18 protein-coding genes are annotated in these 17113 nt (G+C 44.1%); 2 read left to right on the top strand and 16 right to left on the bottom strand.

What is annotated here, in order from left to right; genetic code table 11:
- Positions 1 to 3 precede the first annotated feature (3 nt).
- Positions 4 to 1419 carry a Si-specific NAD(P)(+) transhydrogenase gene (sthA, locus tag H4I94_RS07160; protein ID WP_092818586.1) on the bottom strand — a complete coding sequence of 472 codons (1416 nt, stop codon included), beginning with the start codon at positions 1417 to 1419 and terminating at the stop codon, positions 4 to 6.
- Between the two features lie 209 nt (positions 1420 to 1628).
- Here sthA and lipA point away from each other — a divergent pair, with 209 nt between their 5' ends.
- Positions 1629 to 2642, top strand: a complete 1014-nt coding sequence (lipA, locus tag H4I94_RS07155) for a lipoyl synthase (protein ID WP_131273378.1) — start codon at positions 1629 to 1631, stop codon at positions 2640 to 2642.
- A 144-nt stretch (positions 2643 to 2786) separates the two neighbouring features.
- On the opposite strand, the gene H4I94_RS07150 is transcribed toward lipA, so the two are convergent.
- The 11 genes from H4I94_RS07150 to H4I94_RS07100 all read right to left on the bottom strand — a co-directional run bounded on the left by H4I94_RS07150 (position 2787) and on the right by H4I94_RS07100 (position 12075).
- On the bottom strand, positions 2787 to 3440 hold the full coding sequence (locus H4I94_RS07150; protein ID WP_261182558.1) for a tRNA-(ms[2]io[6]A)-hydroxylase: 654 nt from the start codon (positions 3438 to 3440) through the stop codon (positions 2787 to 2789).
- A gap of 18 nt (positions 3441 to 3458) precedes the next feature.
- Entirely contained in the window at positions 3459 to 4184 is a 726-nt protein-coding gene (gene pdxJ / locus H4I94_RS07145; RefSeq protein WP_261182557.1) for a pyridoxine 5'-phosphate synthase, read from the bottom strand.
- A 25-nt stretch (positions 4185 to 4209) separates the two neighbouring features.
- Positions 4210 to 4920: a DNA repair protein RecO gene (recO, locus tag H4I94_RS07140; RefSeq protein ID WP_261182556.1), complete on the bottom strand. Its 711-nt coding sequence runs from the start codon at positions 4918 to 4920 to the stop codon at positions 4210 to 4212.
- A gap of 12 nt (positions 4921 to 4932) precedes the next feature.
- Positions 4933 to 5124: an NF038104 family lipoprotein gene (locus H4I94_RS07135; protein WP_261182555.1), complete on the bottom strand. Its 192-nt coding sequence runs from the start codon at positions 5122 to 5124 to the stop codon at positions 4933 to 4935.
- 30 nt (positions 5125 to 5154) lie between these two features.
- Positions 5155 to 6183: a GTPase Era gene (gene era / locus H4I94_RS07130; protein WP_261182554.1), complete on the bottom strand. Its 1029-nt coding sequence runs from the start codon at positions 6181 to 6183 to the stop codon at positions 5155 to 5157.
- Positions 6183 to 6881, bottom strand: coding sequence for a ribonuclease III (gene rnc / locus H4I94_RS07125; RefSeq protein WP_261182553.1), 699 nt, complete (start codon positions 6879 to 6881; stop codon positions 6183 to 6185). Before rnc ends, era begins: the two co-directional genes overlap by 1 nt.
- Complete coding sequence (locus tag H4I94_RS07120) at positions 6853 to 7227, bottom strand: DUF4845 domain-containing protein (RefSeq protein ID WP_261182552.1); 375 nt, start codon at positions 7225 to 7227, stop codon at positions 6853 to 6855. The genes rnc and H4I94_RS07120 overlap by 29 nt, the downstream gene beginning before the upstream one ends.
- A gap of 20 nt (positions 7228 to 7247) precedes the next feature.
- Positions 7248 to 8075: a signal peptidase I gene (gene lepB / locus H4I94_RS07115; RefSeq protein WP_092818595.1), complete on the bottom strand. Its 828-nt coding sequence runs from the start codon at positions 8073 to 8075 to the stop codon at positions 7248 to 7250.
- A 24-nt stretch (positions 8076 to 8099) separates the two neighbouring features.
- A complete protein-coding gene (gene lepA / locus H4I94_RS07110) occupies positions 8100 to 9917 on the bottom strand; it encodes a translation elongation factor 4 (RefSeq protein ID WP_092818596.1) in 1818 nt (605 codons plus the stop codon).
- Between the two features lie 173 nt (positions 9918 to 10090).
- Entirely contained in the window at positions 10091 to 10552 is a 462-nt protein-coding gene (locus tag H4I94_RS07105; RefSeq protein WP_261182548.1) for an acyl-CoA thioesterase, read from the bottom strand.
- 140 nt (positions 10553 to 10692) lie between these two features.
- Positions 10693 to 12075, bottom strand: a complete 1383-nt coding sequence (locus tag H4I94_RS07100) for a Do family serine endopeptidase (protein WP_261182547.1) — start codon at positions 12073 to 12075, stop codon at positions 10693 to 10695.
- A 226-nt stretch (positions 12076 to 12301) separates the two neighbouring features.
- On the opposite strand from H4I94_RS07100, the gene nadB reads away from it, so the two are divergent.
- Positions 12302 to 13945 carry an L-aspartate oxidase gene (gene nadB, locus H4I94_RS07095; protein ID WP_261182546.1) on the top strand — a complete coding sequence of 548 codons (1644 nt, stop codon included), beginning with the start codon at positions 12302 to 12304 and terminating at the stop codon, positions 13943 to 13945.
- A 67-nt stretch (positions 13946 to 14012) separates the two neighbouring features.
- Here nadB and H4I94_RS07090 read toward each other — a convergent pair whose 3' ends face one another.
- The 4 genes from H4I94_RS07090 to pabC all read right to left on the bottom strand — a co-directional run bounded on the left by H4I94_RS07090 (position 14013) and on the right by pabC (position 16978).
- Entirely contained in the window at positions 14013 to 14429 is a 417-nt protein-coding gene (locus H4I94_RS07090; RefSeq protein ID WP_261182545.1) for a PaaI family thioesterase, read from the bottom strand.
- 73 nt (positions 14430 to 14502) lie between these two features.
- Complete coding sequence (tmk, locus tag H4I94_RS07085; RefSeq protein ID WP_261182544.1) at positions 14503 to 15108, bottom strand: dTMP kinase; 606 nt, start codon at positions 15106 to 15108, stop codon at positions 14503 to 14505.
- Between the two features lie 9 nt (positions 15109 to 15117).
- Entirely contained in the window at positions 15118 to 16164 is a 1047-nt protein-coding gene (mltG, locus tag H4I94_RS07080; RefSeq protein WP_261182543.1) for an endolytic transglycosylase MltG, read from the bottom strand.
- Position 16165: 1 nt separating this feature from the next.
- Positions 16166 to 16978, bottom strand: a complete 813-nt coding sequence (gene pabC, locus H4I94_RS07075) for an aminodeoxychorismate lyase (protein WP_261182542.1) — start codon at positions 16976 to 16978, stop codon at positions 16166 to 16168.
- Positions 16979 to 17113: the final 135 nt, after the last annotated feature.

Raw genomic sequence — 17113 nt, 5'->3', positions numbered from 1 at the left:
ATCTTAGAATAAACGGTTCATACCATTCAAGGTTGCCACACGATACGCTTCTGCCATGGTCGGATAGTTAAACGTAGTTTCCACAAAATACTTGATAGTATTGTTCGGGCTGTTCATCACGGCTTGACCAATGTGAATAATCTCGGCAGCATTATTACCAAAGCAATGTACACCCAGAATTTCCAGAGTGTCACGGTGGAATAGAATCTTCAATTCACCTACCGTATCACCGGTAATTTGCGCACGCGCCAAATGACGGAAAGAGGCCTGCCCCACTTCATACGGGATTTTTTCTTCAGTCAGTTGCTGTTCAGTTTTACCAATCGAAGAAATCTCCGGAATGGTATAAATTCCAGTCGGGATATCAGTCACTGGTGCAACATCTTTCTCGCCGCTCATATTCGCGCCCGCACAACGACCTTGGTCATAAGCAGCAGAAGCCAGTGATGGCCAACCAATCACGTCACCCGCAGCATAGATATTGTCCACTTCAGTCTGGTACTTATCATTGACATTCAATTGACCACGGCTGTTTGGGGTAATACCTACATTTTCAAGACCTAAACCATCCGTATTCCCTGAACGGCCATTACACCATAAAATGGCATCGGCTTTAATTTTCTTACCACTTTGTAAATGCATTACTACGTGATCATCAAAAGTTTCCAGATGATCAATCTGTTCATTGTGACGAATCAAGACACCCTGTTCACGCAAGTGATAAGACAGCGCATCTGAAATTTCATCATCCAGATAACTGAGCAATTTAGGCTGGGTATTGATCAAATCAACTTTATGGTCCAAACCAATAAAGATGGATGCATATTCACAACCAATCACACCTGCACCATAAATGATGATTTTCTTGATGGAGAAATCCAGATCCAGAATTTTGTCTGAATCAAATACACGTGGATGATTAAAATCAAGCACTGAAGGACGGTATGGACGTGAACCTGTCGCAATCACCAACTGCTGAAAACTTAAAGTTTCAGTAATACCTTCCGGACTGAAAATCAGGATGGTATTTTTGTCTTGTATATAAGCACGACCATGATAGATATCAATTTTGTTACGATCATAGAAGCGCGAGTGGGTATCGACTTGCAACTGAATGACTTTGTGTGCATTGCGCAGCACTTGTTTCATGGTGAACTGTTTCCATTCACCCACTTTTTGGAACATTGGGTCACGTTGGTAACGCAAAATACTCGATACAGTTTGACGTAATGCTTTACTTGGAATGGTACCTACGTGTGTACAGTTACCACCTAACTGTTCACGCATATCAACTATTGCAACACGCTTGCCTGATTTAGCAAGTTTCATTGCCGCGCCTTCACCCGCAGGGCCTGAACCGAGAACTACCGCATCGTATTTAACGAAAGTTCCACTAATGACCTCTTTTTTACGTGGCATTCAACGCTCCTATCTTCAATATTGGTCTATCTTGGCTATATTATGACGTAAATACTCGCAATTTTCTGTATTTACCTCACATATATTAAGTGATGACTACATTTATTAAATGAATATCCTTTTTACCCCATTTAGATTCAAGTCCGTTATAATGAGAGACCTAATATATCTAGTATCTCCCCCGTCAAAAAACAGTGGAAAAGTTGAATATGTCTGAAAACCGTAAACCTGAACAGGGTGTCAAACTTCGTGGCGCAGAGAAAGTCGCTCGTATTCCTGTAAAAGTTGTACCTACGGTTGAAACGCCACGCAAACCGGACTGGATTCGCGTGAAAATGGCGGCACCAGATGAAGTTCAACGCATTAAAACCACCTTGCGTGCACAAAAACTGCATACAGTGTGTGAAGAAGCCGCTTGCCCGAACCTGCCAGAATGTTTTGGTGGCGGTACCGCAACCTTTATGATCATGGGTGATATCTGTACGCGTCGCTGTCCGTTCTGCGACGTGGCACATGGTCGTCCAAACGCACTGGACCCGGACGAACCGCGTCATATGGCCGAAACCATTGCCAACCTAGGCTTAAAATATGCCGTGATTACTTCGGTTGACCGTGATGATCTCAGAGATGGCGGTGCACAGCATTTCGTGGACTGCATTAAAGAAGCCCGCAGCTTGAGCCCAAATACCTTATTGGAAATTCTGGTTCCGGATTTCCGTGGTCGTATGGACGTAGCGCTTCGCATCATGACCGAGTGTCCACCGGACGTATTTAACCACAATATTGAAACCGTACCACGCCTGTATAAAGCGATGCGTCCGGGTTCAGACTATCAGCATTCTTTAAACCTGCTGAAAATGTTCAAGGAATACTGCCCGGATGTTCCAACCAAATGTGGCCTGATGGTCGGTATTGGTGAAACTGAAGAAGAAGTGATTGCGCTGCTGGATGACTTAAAAGCCCATGATGTCGATTACGTGACTATTGGTCAGTATTTACAGCCTTCTAAAGAACACGCACCGATTGACCGTTTCGTGACTCCAGAAGAATTTGAACGCTACACAGCCCATGGTCAAAAACTTGGATTCAAGAATATCTGGGCAGCCCCAATGGTTCGCTCAAGTTACTTTGCCGACCGTCAATATTATGGTGAACCGGTTCCAGCCGTACGCCGTAAAGTTGACCCTGCGAAAAAAATTGCGGTTCAGACCATTGAAGCTTAATTGAAAATCAGCCTGAAACCAGGCGGTTCAACAAATGCCAATCTAATAAGTTTAGATTGGCATTTTTATTTCCGGCTAAAAAAGATAAAAATGAGACATAAAAAATCCCCTATTTAAATAGAGGATTTGTGAAATCAAAAGCATTTAAGCAGCTTGATGTGGTACACCACTATGGAAACGGAAAGTATCATCTTCAGAGAGGATTAAATTCTTTTCCACTTCACGGATATGCTGAATGCGCCCCTGAATGTCTTCTTCCGGATCTTTCATTTTAGACGTTTTGGCAACATCTAAAGCCAGTGCCAGATAATCTTCATAATGGCGTGATTCAGACTTGAGCAGGTAACGGTAATAACGTCCTAACTCTTCATCAACCAGTGGTGCAAGCGCATAAAAACGCTCGCAGGAACGTGCTTCCACAAAGGCACCAATAATCAGCACGTCAATTAGTGCTTCAGGCTCATAGGTGCGAATTTCCTTGCGCAAGATCCCTGCATAACGACCGGCACTCACTGCTTTCCATTCCTGTCCGCGTTTCGACATGAATTCCAGCACCTGCTCATAATGCAGCATCTCTTCGCGTACCAGTTGTGCCAGCTTGACCTGCAAATCGGTAAAAAAGCTGTAACGGAACATCAGGTTCATGGCTGTTCCAGCGGCTTTTTTCTCGCAATTGGCATGATCCTGCATGAGCAACTCCAGGTTATTCACTGCTTCATCTAGCCAAGCTTTCGGCGTTTCACATCCCAGGAAGCCAATCACAGGTTTCATGAGATCATCATAATGGGTTGTCGACATAACTTTTAAACTTAAATCTTAACGTGCTGCTTTAATCACAGCTTTCATTTGTTGAACAGCTTGCGCCAAACCGACAAAGACTGCATCGGCGATAATGGAATGACCGATATTGAGCTCATGAATGTGTGGAATTGCAGCAATTGGCGTGACATTATCCAGGTTCAGACCATGTCCTGCATTCACGATCAGACCTTGAGATGCAGCATATTCCGCACCTTTGACAATACGCTCAAGTTCATGCTGTTGTGCTTCTTCTGTTTCAGCATCGGCATAGGCACCTGTATGCAACTCGATGGTTGGCGCACCGCAAGCCACGGCTGCATCAATTTGGGCAAAGTCGGCATCAATAAATAAAGACACTTCACAGCCAATGGCAGACAAGGCCTGAGTCGCGGCTTTAATCTCTTCAAAATGCCCTACTACATCCAGGCCACCTTCAGTGGTCACTTCCTGACGCTTTTCCGGAACAAAGCACACATGATGCGGCTGAATTTCCTTGGCAAACTCCACCATCTCAGGCGTGACTGCCATTTCCAGGTTCATGTGGGTTTTTAGCACCGGACGCATGCGACGGACATCATCATCCTGAATGTGACGACGGTCTTCACGCAAATGCAGGGTAATCCCCTCAGCGCCTGCCTGTTCGCAAATTAAAGCAGCATTCACTGGATCTGGATAAGTGGTTCCGCGCGCCTGTCGCAATGTCGCCACATGGTCAATATTTACACCAAGCAATGCAGCCATAACAATTTCCTAACCATGTTTAAAATTAAGATTGAGATTGAGTATTTTGAATCCACAATTGACGGCTTTTCAGCGGTCGGTCGCCCAAAAGTGCGGTGATGATCTGCCGATAAAGCTTAGTCAATAATTGTAACTGCTCATGATTGAAATCCCTACCTTTTTCATAATCACGCATCGAAAGAATCTGCTGTCCAGATAAAGTCGAACGTGACTGTTGCGCTGTAGGAATAAAGCCATCATTGAGCTGAAACAGATAAGATTGTGATTCCTGAATTTTATGTTGCTGTGCATCCACCGTAAAATCAAGTGCATAGCCCAGTTCTTCCAAAAGTGCATGTTCGAACTGACGTAAAATTTGTCTTAAAAAAAGGTCCGGATGTTCCTGCTGTGCCAACCTTTGCAATTGCTGCAAGGTTTGATGATACTGCACAAAGCTTTGTGGCATTTCCACTTCAACCGGGCACAAGCGCAGGATAATTTCATTCAGATAAAAACCGGAAAAGAAGGCATCGCCAAAAAAGAAAATGGGCTGATTGACAATCTCCAGTTTGGTAAAATTTTTAAGCTCAGATTTACCGGAAGCCTGTAAACAGATCGGCTGGTATTGCGGTGGCGGCGTTTGCCTTAAGATTCCATCCACGCGACCATACTCCTGGGTAAACAGATGCACAATATGGCTGCGCTCACGGTATTTACGATGATGGATTAAATAGCCATGCAAGGTTTCATTGCGCATAAAGAATGAAATCTAATCCTTTTTCTTTTCCGGATCAGAATCTTCATCCTCTCCATCCGGAATGACAGCACCCACCACAGCTGCTGTACCTTTCACCACGCCTTTGGTGGTTTTATACGCCACTTTTACCGGAACTGTAACAATCTTGTGAATACAGCCTTGCATGAACACTACACATGCCACAACAGTCAGTACTTTAATCATTACAGTTCCTTCCAAAGTAAAACCTAGATTTTAGATATCACTATAACCCAAGCTTTTCAGTGCACGTTCATCATCAGACCAGCCACCTTTGACTTTCACCCAAAGGGTCAGCATGATTTTCTGTTCAAACATTTTTTCCATGTCGGTACGGGCATCCATACCAATTTTCTTCAATTTTGAACCTTTTTCACCAATCACGATAGCCTTTTGACCAGGGCGATCGACAAAAATGGTCGCATCAATATAGGTACAAGCCGCTTTTGGACGACCGGTTTTCGGATTGATGGTGGCTTCCTCAGTCTTGAAGGATTCAATTTGCACGGTCAAATCATACGGCAGTTCTTCACCCAGTTGACGCATGATTTTTTCACGAATCACTTCCGAAGCAAGGAAACGTTCTGAACGGTCCGTAATCTGATCCAGTGAATAAAGCGGTGGCTGGAATGGCAAATACTTTTCAATGGTATTCCGCAAATGCTCAAGGTTGGCACCACGTAAGGCTGATACAGGTACGATCTCGGCAAAGTTCATCAATTTTGCACGTTCCTGAATCAAGGGTAATGCCTGATTCTTGTTTTCAAAAGTATCCAGCTTATTGATCACCAGAATCACCGGCATTTCTGCATTTTTCAGCTTTTCCAGCACCAGCTCATCGTTCTGGGTCCATTTTTGCGCATCCACCACAAACAGCACCAGGTTCACATCTCGTAGTGCCGAATGAGCCGCACGGTTCATCATTTTATTGATGGCACGTACTTCTTTCTTGTGCATCCCCGGCGTATCCACAAAGACTGCCTGAGATTTTTCACGGCTATCAATCCCGACAATTTTATGACGTGTGGTTTGCGGTTTACGTGAAGTGATAGAGAGCTTTTGACCCAGCAAATGGTTCATCAATGTAGATTTACCCACATTCGGGCGTCCTACAATTGCAACAAAGCCACTTTTAAAGTCCGAAGGAATCTTGGTTCCTTGCGAACTGAAGAATTGATTAATTAAATCATTACCGCTGTCTTGCGGCTCGTGATCAGCATCGATGTGATCGGAATGAGTAGTCATTAAGACTTTTGCTCCAATTGTTTTAAGATATCTGCCGCAACTGCCTGTTCGGCAAAGCGACGACTTGAACCCTCACCATACAATACAGGCAAGCCATCAATGGTACATTCCACCTTGAAATGCTGATTGGGAGCATCACCTTGAATATCTACAACATCATAAACAGGGAGAGGCTTTTTACGTGCCTGCAAATATTCCTGTAAGCGTGATTTAGGATCTTTGAGTTGGTCTGTAGGTTCAATATGGTCCAAATATGGCGCGTACCATTTCAATACGATGTCTTGTAATACCTTCAGATCATGACAATCGACATAAATTGCACCAATAATCGCTTCTACAGTATCAGCAAGAATAGATTCCCGATGATGTCCACCCGATTTCAACTCACCCGTGCTCAGAATTAAACATGGACCAAGTTTCAAATCGTTTGCAATTTTGCCTAATGCTTCCTGACGAACCAGTGTGGCACGCATACGCGTTAAACGCCCTTCATTTTCATGCGGGTAGGCTTGATACAAATAATGGGCAATGATCATCCCTAACAATGAATCGCCGAGAAATTCCAGGCGCTCATAGTTAGTTTTATGACTAACCGATCGGTGGGTCAGTGCAAGCTGCAATAATTCAGGCTGTTTGAACTGATAACCGATACGGTGGACTAAGCGCATATCACTTAGTTTGGACTGACCTTTGATCAAAACTTTTCTCGAACTTTAACACTAAATCTATATTGAGCAAGAAAGGCTTTCTTATCTCATAATCTTTTTTCACTTGTAGCCCATCAATATTGGTCACCTGTGCAATATCCTTAAAATTGATATCACGCACGCCATTCATCTCTAAACGCTGTGACATTTGCTGAGCAAATTTTTCAGGCGATGTATTGGCCGGACTCTCTTGCATTAATTCCGTAATCTGGGTATCGATCAAACGATCATCGACATACGGTCCCCAAACAGCAATTGCAATTTTCACTAAAAAAGCGAAACCAATCACTGCAATTAAAATTGCAATATAGGATGCCCCTTGTTGATTTTTACGCATTTGTTATTTTCCAATCATGCTTAATCAATAATACCGTTGCGGTTAAACGACGGTAATTTAAATCCAGGTTCTTTATGCATCCATTTATAGAATGCACGACCTGTGAGGTTTTCTTCTGGTACAAAGCCCCAAAAACGACTGTCAGCACTTTGATCGCGGTTATCCCCCATCGCGAAGTAGTGACCTTCAGGTACTTTCACTTCCCAATATAAACCATTTTCAGATGAATATTTACCATTTTCAACATAGTTGATAAAGGGTGCCTGACGGGCAACATTTACCCCTTCAAGCTCACGCATCTTGAAGGTATGTTTACCGAGCGTTTCCTGATGGTAAATGGATTCTGGTGTATCGAGAATATCTTTTTCACGGCTAAATTCTACAGGAACTTTCGCCACTTTTTGTCCATTGATAATGAGCTGGCCATGGTCATAGACGATATGATCTCCCGGCAAACCCACCACACGTTTGATATAACTGATGGTCGGTTGTGGCGGATAACGGAATACAATCACATCGCCACGTTCCGGTTCACCGACATCAATTACCTTGGTATTGACAATCGGTAGACGTACACCGTAGTTAAACTTGTTGACCAGAATAAAATCACCCGTTTCCAAGGTCGGAACCATAGAATCGGACGGAATGTTAAATGGCTCATACAGGAATGAACGCAGCACCAGCACGACGGCCAGTACTGGCCAGAAATCATATGCCCATGTGATGATGAAATTTTCATTCCCCTTGCCCCGTGTTTGTCTTTGTTTAAAGACAAATTTATCGAGTAGCCACACCAAAAAGAAAATCAGTGTGACGGGTACAAGGATTAAATTAAAATCAAAATCCATGAGCGATATAACCTCTATTATTTATTATCTTTCTACTTTCAACACAGCAAGGAACGCTTCCTGCGGGATTTCAACACTACCCACCTGCTTCATACGTTTCTTACCTTCTTTCTGCTTAGCAAGAAGTTTTTTCTTACGTGATACGTCACCACCATAACATTTGGCCAGTACGTTTTTACGCATGGCTTTTACGGTAGAACGGGCAATGATTTGCGCACCAATCGCGGCCTGAATCGCAACATCAAACATTTGACGCGGAATCAGATCTTTCATTTTTTCAACCAGTGCAATACCACGGTGACGTGCATCCTGACGGTGACAGATCATCGCTAAAGCATCGACTTTCTCACCATTAATGAGCACATCCACTTTCACCAGCGATGAACTTTCAAAACGGATAAAGTTGTAGTCTAAAGATGCAAAACCACGTGAACATGATTTCAATTTATCAAAGAAATCCATGACCACTTCTGCCATCGGAATTTCAAAGGTAATGGAAACCTGGTTCGCCATGAACTTCATGTCTTTTTGTACACCACGGCGTTCCACGCACAAGGTCATCACGTTACCCAGGTATTCTTGTGGTACCAGGATATGACATTCTGCAATCGGTTCACGCAAATCTTCTACTGTCGAACCATCCGGCATTTTTGATGGACTGTCGATATAGATTGTTTCACCATTCTTCATCACGGCTTCGTAAATTACGGTTGGCGCAGAAGAAATGAGGTCAAGATCGTACTCACGCTCTAGACGTTCCTGTACGATTTCCATGTGCAACATGCCGAGGAAGCCACAGCGGAAACCAAAACCTAAGGCATCTGAACTTTCAGGTTCAAAGAATAATGCCGAGTCATTGATTTGCAGTTTATGCAGCGCTTCACGGAACGGTTCAAAATCACTTGAGTCGATCGGGAAAAGACCCGCATAAACCTGCGGTTTAACCTTTTTGAAACCCGGTAAAGTCGGTACTTCTGGCGTTGCTGCAAGCGTGATGGTATCGCCGACTGGCGCACCAAAAATATCTTTAATCCCGGCAATGATAAAACCCACTTCTCCGGCTTCTAAAATGCCGGTTTCGGTATGTTTAGGATTGAAGATACCGACCGAAGTAATGATGTGCGATTGGCCTGTTGATTTAATCAACATTTTATCGCCCTTACGCACACGCCCCTGTTTGATACGCACCAAAGACACCACACCGAGGTAATTATCGAACCATGAATCAATAATCAAGGCTTGTAGCGGTGCTTCACGATCACCTGTAGGGGCGGGAATAACATTGACCAGCGTTTCAAGCACACCTTCAATACCGAGACCTGTTTTCGCTGAACAGGTCGGTGCCTCGGTCGCTTCAATCCCGATGATGTCTTCAATTTCCTGAATCACACGTTCAGGTTCAGCCTGCGGCAAGTCAATCTTGTTGAGTACAGGGAGCACTTCAAGTCCCTGTTCAATCGCGGTATAGCAGTTCGCAACAGACTGGGCTTCAACGCCCTGCGCAGCATCGACAACCAGAAGTGCACCTTCACATGCCGCAAGCGAACGTGATACTTCGTATGAAAAGTCTACGTGTCCTGGGGTGTCAATAAAGTTTAATTGGTATTCCTGACCGTTCGGATGGGTATAGTACAGGGTCACGGATGCCGCTTTAATGGTAATACCGCGCTCACGTTCCAATTCCATAGAATCCAGAACCTGAGCCTGCATTTCGCGATCTTGCAAACCGCCACAGGTTTGAATAAAGCGATCCGCCAGTGTCGATTTACCATGATCGATATGCGCAATAATCGAGAAGTTACGAATGTTTTTAATATCAACAGATTTTTTAGCTTGCGCCATGGGCTACCTTGAGAAAAAAACACGCCATGCAAACAATAGTTAATGCATGGCAAAAGCTGAATAGAAATTGCGTAGGATTATAGCAGATGGATTTTTCAATGTATCCTAAATAATGAGTTCGTTTTTCGCTTTGACTGTTATTTTCAAAATAAAACCGGATTGCACTCATGTCCTCATTTTGAAGCCATCACATCATACTGGCTAAAATCCAGTGGATTCGCGTGTTCCGATATCGGCTGGTAGGCTTGGCTAAAAGTGGGAGACATGCGTTTTGGCCGACCTGTGGCAATTTCCACACAGGCCCATTTGGTATTCCCCATAAATAAAACGCTTTGGTCCTGAGGACGATAAAACACATATTGCCGGAAAGAATACAAGGCATTGATATCATCCAGCCAGGTACGCAAAATAATCTTTTCGCCTTCAAATGCCGCTTTACGGTATTGCACATGGTGCTCTACTGCAACCATGGCATGCTTCAGTTCCAGGTACTCACTCAAGCCCAAGCCCAGCGCATCAATATGTGCAGTAGCGACATCCTGCATCCAGTGCATATACACCACGTTATTCACGTGCCCCAGACTGTCAATATCTTTTGCTTGAACGGTGATTTCCAAATCAAAAACTGTGCTCATCTATTTTACTGATCCTTACGCTATGCAAAAATGACCTTCAAGGCCAGACAGTCTACGTAATTTTGCCTTGCAGTAAAATTGCAAAATAAAAAAAACCACTCGGCTATAGAGTGGTTTTCTGTTGAATAGATTGATTTATGCTATTCAATACGCATGCCTAGAATTGCGCGTTGATCCTGACGGATAATGGAAACCCGTGCAATTGAACCTTTTTTCAGTTCGGATACTGCCTTAATGAAGTCATTACTATTGAAAATGGTTTTATTATTGATTTGCGTAATGATATCTCCTGCAGCGATACGGGATTGTGAAGCGATCCCTCCCCGTTTGACTTCTTGAATCAGAATACCGCCTTTAAGATTCAGTTGGGATTGCTCACTGGCCGTCAAGTTACGAATCGTCACCCCCAAAACAGGACCTTTATTTTGGGCTGCCTGTTCCACCGGTGCCGGCGTGTCGTCCGGTGCAGTGGTCAACGTTGCCGAGATATTACGGGTCTTATCATCCCGCAAAACTTGCAATTGAATGTTTTGATTCGGTGAAGTCCGGTTTAAGTAATTAAGCAAATCAGAGGTTCTGGAAATAGGCAAGCCATTATATTTCAGGATCACATCACCCGCCTTAAAGCCAGCTCTGGCTGCCGGAGAGTTCGGTGCAACCTGGGTCACCAATGAACCTTCAGGTTTGGACAGGTTATAAGATTCTGCAAGGTTGCGATCGATATCCTGCAACATCACCCCCAGATATGAACGGGTGACCTTGCCATTCTTTTTCAGCTGCTCTGCCACATCCATCGCCACATCAATCGGGATGGAAAATGACAGGCCCATATATCCGCCGGTACCGCTGAAGATACGCGAGTTTACCCCAACCACTTCACCGTTCTGGTTAAACAGGGGACCGCCTGAGTTACCCGGATTCAAGGCTACATCGGTTTGAATAAAAGGCACCGAGGTTTCCCCCATCATGTTGCGCATTTTCGCACTGACAATTCCGGCAGATGCAGAATAGTCAAAACCGAACGGTGAACCAATCGCCAGTACCGGCTCACCGACTTTGAGTCGGTCTACATTACCTGTACGCAATTCAGGGAAATTGGAACCATTGACTTTGAGCAATGCCACATCGGTACGGGCATCACTTCCGACCACAGTGGCATCAATTTCACGGCGGTCATTAAACATAATGGTCACTTTAGATGCATCTTCAACCACATGATGATTGGTTAACAGATAACCATCTTTACTGATAAAAAATGCGCTGCCGTAAGCAGTTTTCTCTTGCTGAGCCTGTTGCTGTGGAACAATCACCTGATTGCCAAAAAAGCGTTTTAAAATTTCAGGGATTTGCTGTTGGATCAGCTCTTCCTGAGTCATTTTTTTAACGACATTGACACTCACTACAGCAGGGCTGACCTGTTCAACCAGATTGGAAAAGTCTACCGAAGAAGCTGCTTGTGTTTGCATTGCTGCCATGGTGAATACAGCAGCATACATTCCTTTTTGTATATAGCGATTGTTCATGTAAAGCATTCACTCCATTCATTATAAGTATGCGTAAACAGTATTTAGCACAAAACATGCCTGTCTTGGGTAATAATATGTTTGATTATATTTGTATAAACAACAGCTTAAATCTTTCTTAAAAGTTTGTTGCCTTATTACTTTTTCTCATCATACATTAGCATATTAGGTCTTGTTTTTTGAGTAAAAAAGGGGTGTTATTAGCAAACTTTTTTCAAATTAGCTGATGGACATGTTTAATTTAAACACAACACATCATTTTGACGTGATCATTGTGGGCAGTGGTGGCGCAGGTTTAAGTCTGGCCTTATCATTACCCGATCATTTCAATATTGCTGTTTTGGCCAAATCGACACTCACCGAAGCCAGTACTTTTTATGCGCAAGGCGGCGTTGCTGCGGTTTTAGATGAAACCGACTCCATTGCACAACATATTGATGACACCATGATTGCAGGTGCGCAGTTATGCGAACGTGAAGCCGTCAAGCAGACTGTAGAAGGCGGCAAACCTTCGGTCGACTTTCTGTTAAAGCATGGCGTGCAATTTACCTTAGATGAACAGGAACAGCTGCATTTAACCCGTGAAGGCGGCCATTCTCAGCGTCGTATTATCCATGCCGCAGATGCGACAGGTCGTGCCATTTCAACCACGCTGGTGCAGCGCGCCCAAGAAAAACAAAACATCACTATTTTTGAAAATTACATTGCCATTGATTTAATCACTTCAAAAAAACTTGGCCTGAAAGATCAAGGTAATCGCGCCTTAGGCCTATACGCGCTCGATGAAAAGACTGAAAAGGTTCATACTTTCTTGGCACCCTCTACCGCCCTAGCTTGTGGCGGGGCAATGAAAGCTTATTTATATACTTCTAATCCGGATATTGCGACCGGTGATGGCATTGCCATGGCCTATCGTGCCGGATGCCGGGTTGCCAATATGGAATTCAACCAGTTCCATCCAACCTGCCTGTATCATCCGCAGGCACGTTCCTTTTTAATTACCGAGGCCATGCGCGGTGAAGGGGCTTATTTACGCTTGCCTGATGGCGAACGTTTCATGCTGCGTTTTGACGAACGTGCAGAACTGGCACCACGTGATATTGTGGCACGTGCCATTGACTATGAAATTAAGCGTTTGGGTATCCGTCATGTCTGGCTCGACATCAGCCATAAAGATGAAGGGTTTATTAAAGAGCACTTCCCGACCCTATATGCACGTTTACTTGAATTAGGCATCGACATTACCAAAGACATGATTCCCGTGGTTCCTGCCGCCCATTACACCTGTGGCGGCGTGGTGGTTGATGAAAACAGCCAGACCGACATTGACGGTTTATATGCCATTGGTGAAACGTCTTATACCGGCTTGCATGGTGCTAACCGTATGGCCAGCAACTCACTTTTAGAATGTTTCGTCTATGGCATGAGTGCAGCGAAACATATAGAAAGCCTGTTCAATCCAGATTATGTTTCTCCTGATGCGCCAAGCTGGGATGATTCACAAGTGACGAATCCGGATGAGGATGTCGTTATTCTGCAAAACTGGGACGAACTGCGTCAGACCATGTGGAACTATGTCGGCATTGTACGGACTACCAAACGTCTGCAACGTGCCTTACATCGTATTGAAATGCTGAAACGCGAAATCACTGAATATTACCAGGATTACCAGGTCAGCAAAAATCTGATCGAACTGCGCAATCTGGTTTTGGTGTCCGAGATGATTGTTCGCTGCGCCATGGAACGCAAGGAATCACGCGGTTTGCATTACACTCTGGATTATCCGGAGCTTGGACCTGAATTGCGTAAAACGGTGCTGACTCCGCCAAACTTTCAGGTGGAAACCCCGTTGGTCAATGTGGATGCTTAAATTCGTGTAGCATAAATAAAAAGACCGAACATTTTGTTCGGTCTTTTTCAATCTGCATAATGTCTATTTATTGTCGGGGTGGTATGGAATAAGTACCTACCGCATGGGCAATCGGTTCATTCAGATCAATGGAATATAACCATACATCCCCGACAATAAGGGCTTTACCCACTTTCATTAATTGGCAAACTGCCCGAATATCCTGTGCAGCAGTCGGTTTTCTTAAAAAATTAACCGATAAATTGGTCGTAACAGCCAATGCCACAATACCAATTTCCCCTAGTATCGCAATATAAAGCGCATAATCGGCAGCAGTCATCATGGTTGGGCCAGACACCGTTCCACCCGGTCTTAAATCTGCACTTCCCACATGATAAATAATGGATGCGCCTTTTTCAGTGACGGTTTCTATTTCGCATTTTTGCAGGCTTTGCGGAAACTCACGTTGCAAAAACTCAATAATTTCGGCTTTATTACTTTTCATTGTTGATAAAAAATCTTCCATAATGTTAGCCACTATAGAAGATTTTTCATTTAAACCCAATCGCTGAGAATGACTACACCGATTGCAAACACGCCAGTGCCTGGCTAAATACCTGTTCTGGGGTTTGTGTGGCATCCAGACGTTTAATCCGTTCACCCTGCCGTTCCCAAAGCTCCTGATAGCCTGAACGCACTTTCTCAAAAAAAGCAGCTTTTTCCTGTTCAAAACGGTCCAGCGCACCCCGTGCACGCGCACGCGACATTCCCAGTTCAGTCGGTGCGTCCAGCCAAAAAGTGATATCAGGCATATGTGAAACAAAGTTGGCATTCAATAACTGTAATTTTTCTTTGCTTAAGCCACGCCCTGCACACTGATAGGCAAAACTGGCATCGGTAAAGCGGTCACACAGTACTGTTTTACCCGCCGCCAATGCAGGAACTATGACTTGCTGTAAATGCTGTGCACGTGCCGCATACATTAACAGCAGTTCGGTGTCGTTCGACATGCTTTCTTCATGGTTGACTGACAGCAACAGGGAACGGATTTGTTCTGCCATCGGCGTGCCACCCGGCTCACGTGTGAGAACGACATCTTGACCTTGCTCAATCAAGTGCTCGTGGATTTTACGAATGAGTGTGGTTTTCCCGACACCTTCAGTGCCTTCAAAACTAATAAACATCCCCACTCCTTAATTTTTTGAACGTATGACAGTTAAATATTCTTGCACAGCGCGATTATGCTCATCCAAACTTGCGCTAAATTTATGCCCACCATTGCCTGTAGCCACAAAATAGATATTGTTGGAATTGTCCGGGTGCATAGCTGCTTCTATGGCTTTTTGACTTGGCAAAGCAATCGGTGTCGGCGGTAAGCCATTGTTGGTATAAGTATTATATGGCGTAGGCGTACGCAAATCGGTACGGGTGATGTTACCCTTATAACGGTCGCCCATGCCATAAATTACGGTTGGATCGGTTTGCAGACGCATGCCTTGTTGCAGACGACGGATAAATACCCCTGACACCTGATTTAACTCATGATCCAGACTGGTCTCTTTTTCCACAATGGAAGCCATAATCAGCGCTTCATATTTATCCTTATAAGGTAAACCGCCTGCACGGTTTTCCCATGCCGTATCCAAAGCCTTCATTTGACGTTTATATAAATCGGTCAAAATCTTCTTATCGCTTTCCCCTTTGGCAAAGAAATAGGTATCTGGCGCAAACAGGCCTTCGGGATGATTAAACGGAATACCTAAGGCTTTTAGCATTTGATCCTGAGGCAGATTAATCACTTCCTTGGTGACCAGATCATCCTTTTTCAGCTGCTCAATCAGCTGTTTAAACGTGGTGCCTTCAATCACCAGAATACGGTTCATCTGTGCATTTTCAGCATTCGAGACCAGTTCCATGACTTCACGTACCGACATGCCCTGGTGAATTTCATAAACACCGGCTTTCATGCTGTCATGAATCATGATTTTTTGATAAAGCTTTAACACGACAGGAAAACTGACTTTATTTTCCTTGGCTAAACGGTCAATAAAGCTGGAATAACTATCACCGTCTCCAATCGCCAGCATTTGCTTTTCACCTTGCACCGGATAGGACCTGAACAAGCTTGACCCGAGGATTACGCCAATCAGGACCACAAAACCTGCAATTAGAACGACAATGCCTTTGAATGGAAATACGCGGGTTACTTTCTTTTTCGATTTTTTCTTTGGGCTGGACATATTAATGAATCTGATCTAATTGAAGGATATTAAAAAGTTCAATACACGGTTGAACATTCAACGCGTGTTGATTAAGTTCAGTCACAACTTTCATGGGACTTAGGGCATTACAGAAAAACAGGCTTTCAAATTTTCCAATGTCATCCAGATCGATAAAACGCTGTTCGCATTGAATGCCATGCTGCTGCATCCGGGACAAAATTTCCGCCCGCATCACCCCATGCACGCCATTATAGCGAAGTTCCGGTGTAACCCATGTATTGTTTAAACGAATGAAACAATTACTGCTTACTCCTTCAACAACCGTCCCTTGTACATCGGTCACCAAAGCCTCTGCCCATCCGCGCTGATCGGCTTCATGTTTTAACAGGACCTGTTCCAGTCGGTTCAGGCTTTTTAAGCCGACCAGATTGGGCATGCTCAAGCCCAATGCCTGTTGTAGTACCCCGGATTTAATTTTCTCTATCTGAAAATCATCCACTGCTTTGGGATAAAAAAACACCCAGACATCGGCCGGATGATCTGGCAGGCTATAACCGCGCTGCCCCTCTCCGCGACTGATGATGATTTTCAATGTGCCATTGACTTGCAAAAATTGCTGCTGCAACACAGCCAAAGTTTTTTCAATGCAGCTTAAATCTGCCTGCAGCATCAGCCGCTCACAACTTAACTGTAACCGCGACTTATGCAAATTTTCGAGTTCCATTTTGCCATGCCGAACACGTGCTGTAGTGAAACAGCCATCTCCGTAATGAAAGGCACGGTCCTGTAATGACACTTCATTGATTTCCCGTGCATTCTTAAAACATGGCATAACAAATATCCTGCAAATGATGACCTAGTTTAAAAATAGTGGCGCTGAATTGATAGCTTTTTTATTCATATCAAATTCATTTCTTATTATTTTTTTCATATAAAAGATAAAGCTATGCTTGGCCCCGTTACGAAA

Source organism: Acinetobacter sp. T_3_1, assembly GCF_025377055.1.
Classification (GTDB): domain Bacteria; phylum Pseudomonadota; class Gammaproteobacteria; order Pseudomonadales; family Moraxellaceae; genus Acinetobacter; species Acinetobacter kookii.
This window is presented reverse-complemented; position numbering and strand designations above follow the sequence as displayed.

Bases quoted from the DNA above. Each gene is read 5' to 3' on its own strand.
- sthA (WP_092818586.1), bottom strand. From the start codon at position 1,419: ATGCCACGTAAAAAAGAGGTCATTAGTGGAACTTTCGTTAAATACGAT.
- lipA (WP_131273378.1), top strand. From the start codon at position 1,629: ATGTCTGAAAACCGTAAACCTGAACAGGGTGTCAAACTTCGTGGCGCA.
- H4I94_RS07150 (WP_261182558.1), bottom strand. From the start codon at position 3,440: ATGTCGACAACCCATTATGATGATCTCATGAAACCTGTGATTGGCTTC.
- pdxJ (WP_261182557.1), bottom strand. From the start codon at position 4,184: ATGGCTGCATTGCTTGGTGTAAATATTGACCATGTGGCGACATTGCGA.
- recO (WP_261182556.1), bottom strand. From the start codon at position 4,920: ATGCGCAATGAAACCTTGCATGGCTATTTAATCCATCATCGTAAATAC.
- H4I94_RS07135 (WP_261182555.1), bottom strand. From the start codon at position 5,124: ATGATTAAAGTACTGACTGTTGTGGCATGTGTAGTGTTCATGCAAGGC.
- era (WP_261182554.1), bottom strand. From the start codon at position 6,183: ATGACTACTCATTCCGATCACATCGATGCTGATCACGAGCCGCAAGAC.
- H4I94_RS07120 (WP_261182552.1), bottom strand. From the start codon at position 7,227: ATGCGTAAAAATCAACAAGGGGCATCCTATATTGCAATTTTAATTGCA.
- lepB (WP_092818595.1), bottom strand. From the start codon at position 8,075: ATGGATTTTGATTTTAATTTAATCCTTGTACCCGTCACACTGATTTTC.
- lepA (WP_092818596.1), bottom strand. From the start codon at position 9,917: ATGGCGCAAGCTAAAAAATCTGTTGATATTAAAAACATTCGTAACTTC.
- H4I94_RS07105 (WP_261182548.1), bottom strand. From the start codon at position 10,552: ATGAGCACAGTTTTTGATTTGGAAATCACCGTTCAAGCAAAAGATATT.
- H4I94_RS07100 (WP_261182547.1), bottom strand. From the start codon at position 12,075: ATGAACAATCGCTATATACAAAAAGGAATGTATGCTGCTGTATTCACC.
- nadB (WP_261182546.1), top strand. From the start codon at position 12,302: ATGGACATGTTTAATTTAAACACAACACATCATTTTGACGTGATCATT.
- H4I94_RS07090 (WP_261182545.1), bottom strand. From the start codon at position 14,429: ATGAAAAGTAATAAAGCCGAAATTATTGAGTTTTTGCAACGTGAGTTT.
- tmk (WP_261182544.1), bottom strand. From the start codon at position 15,108: ATGTTTATTAGTTTTGAAGGCACTGAAGGTGTCGGGAAAACCACACTC.
- mltG (WP_261182543.1), bottom strand. From the start codon at position 16,164: ATGTCCAGCCCAAAGAAAAAATCGAAAAAGAAAGTAACCCGCGTATTT.
- pabC (WP_261182542.1), bottom strand. From the start codon at position 16,978: ATGCCATGTTTTAAGAATGCACGGGAAATCAATGAAGTGTCATTACAG.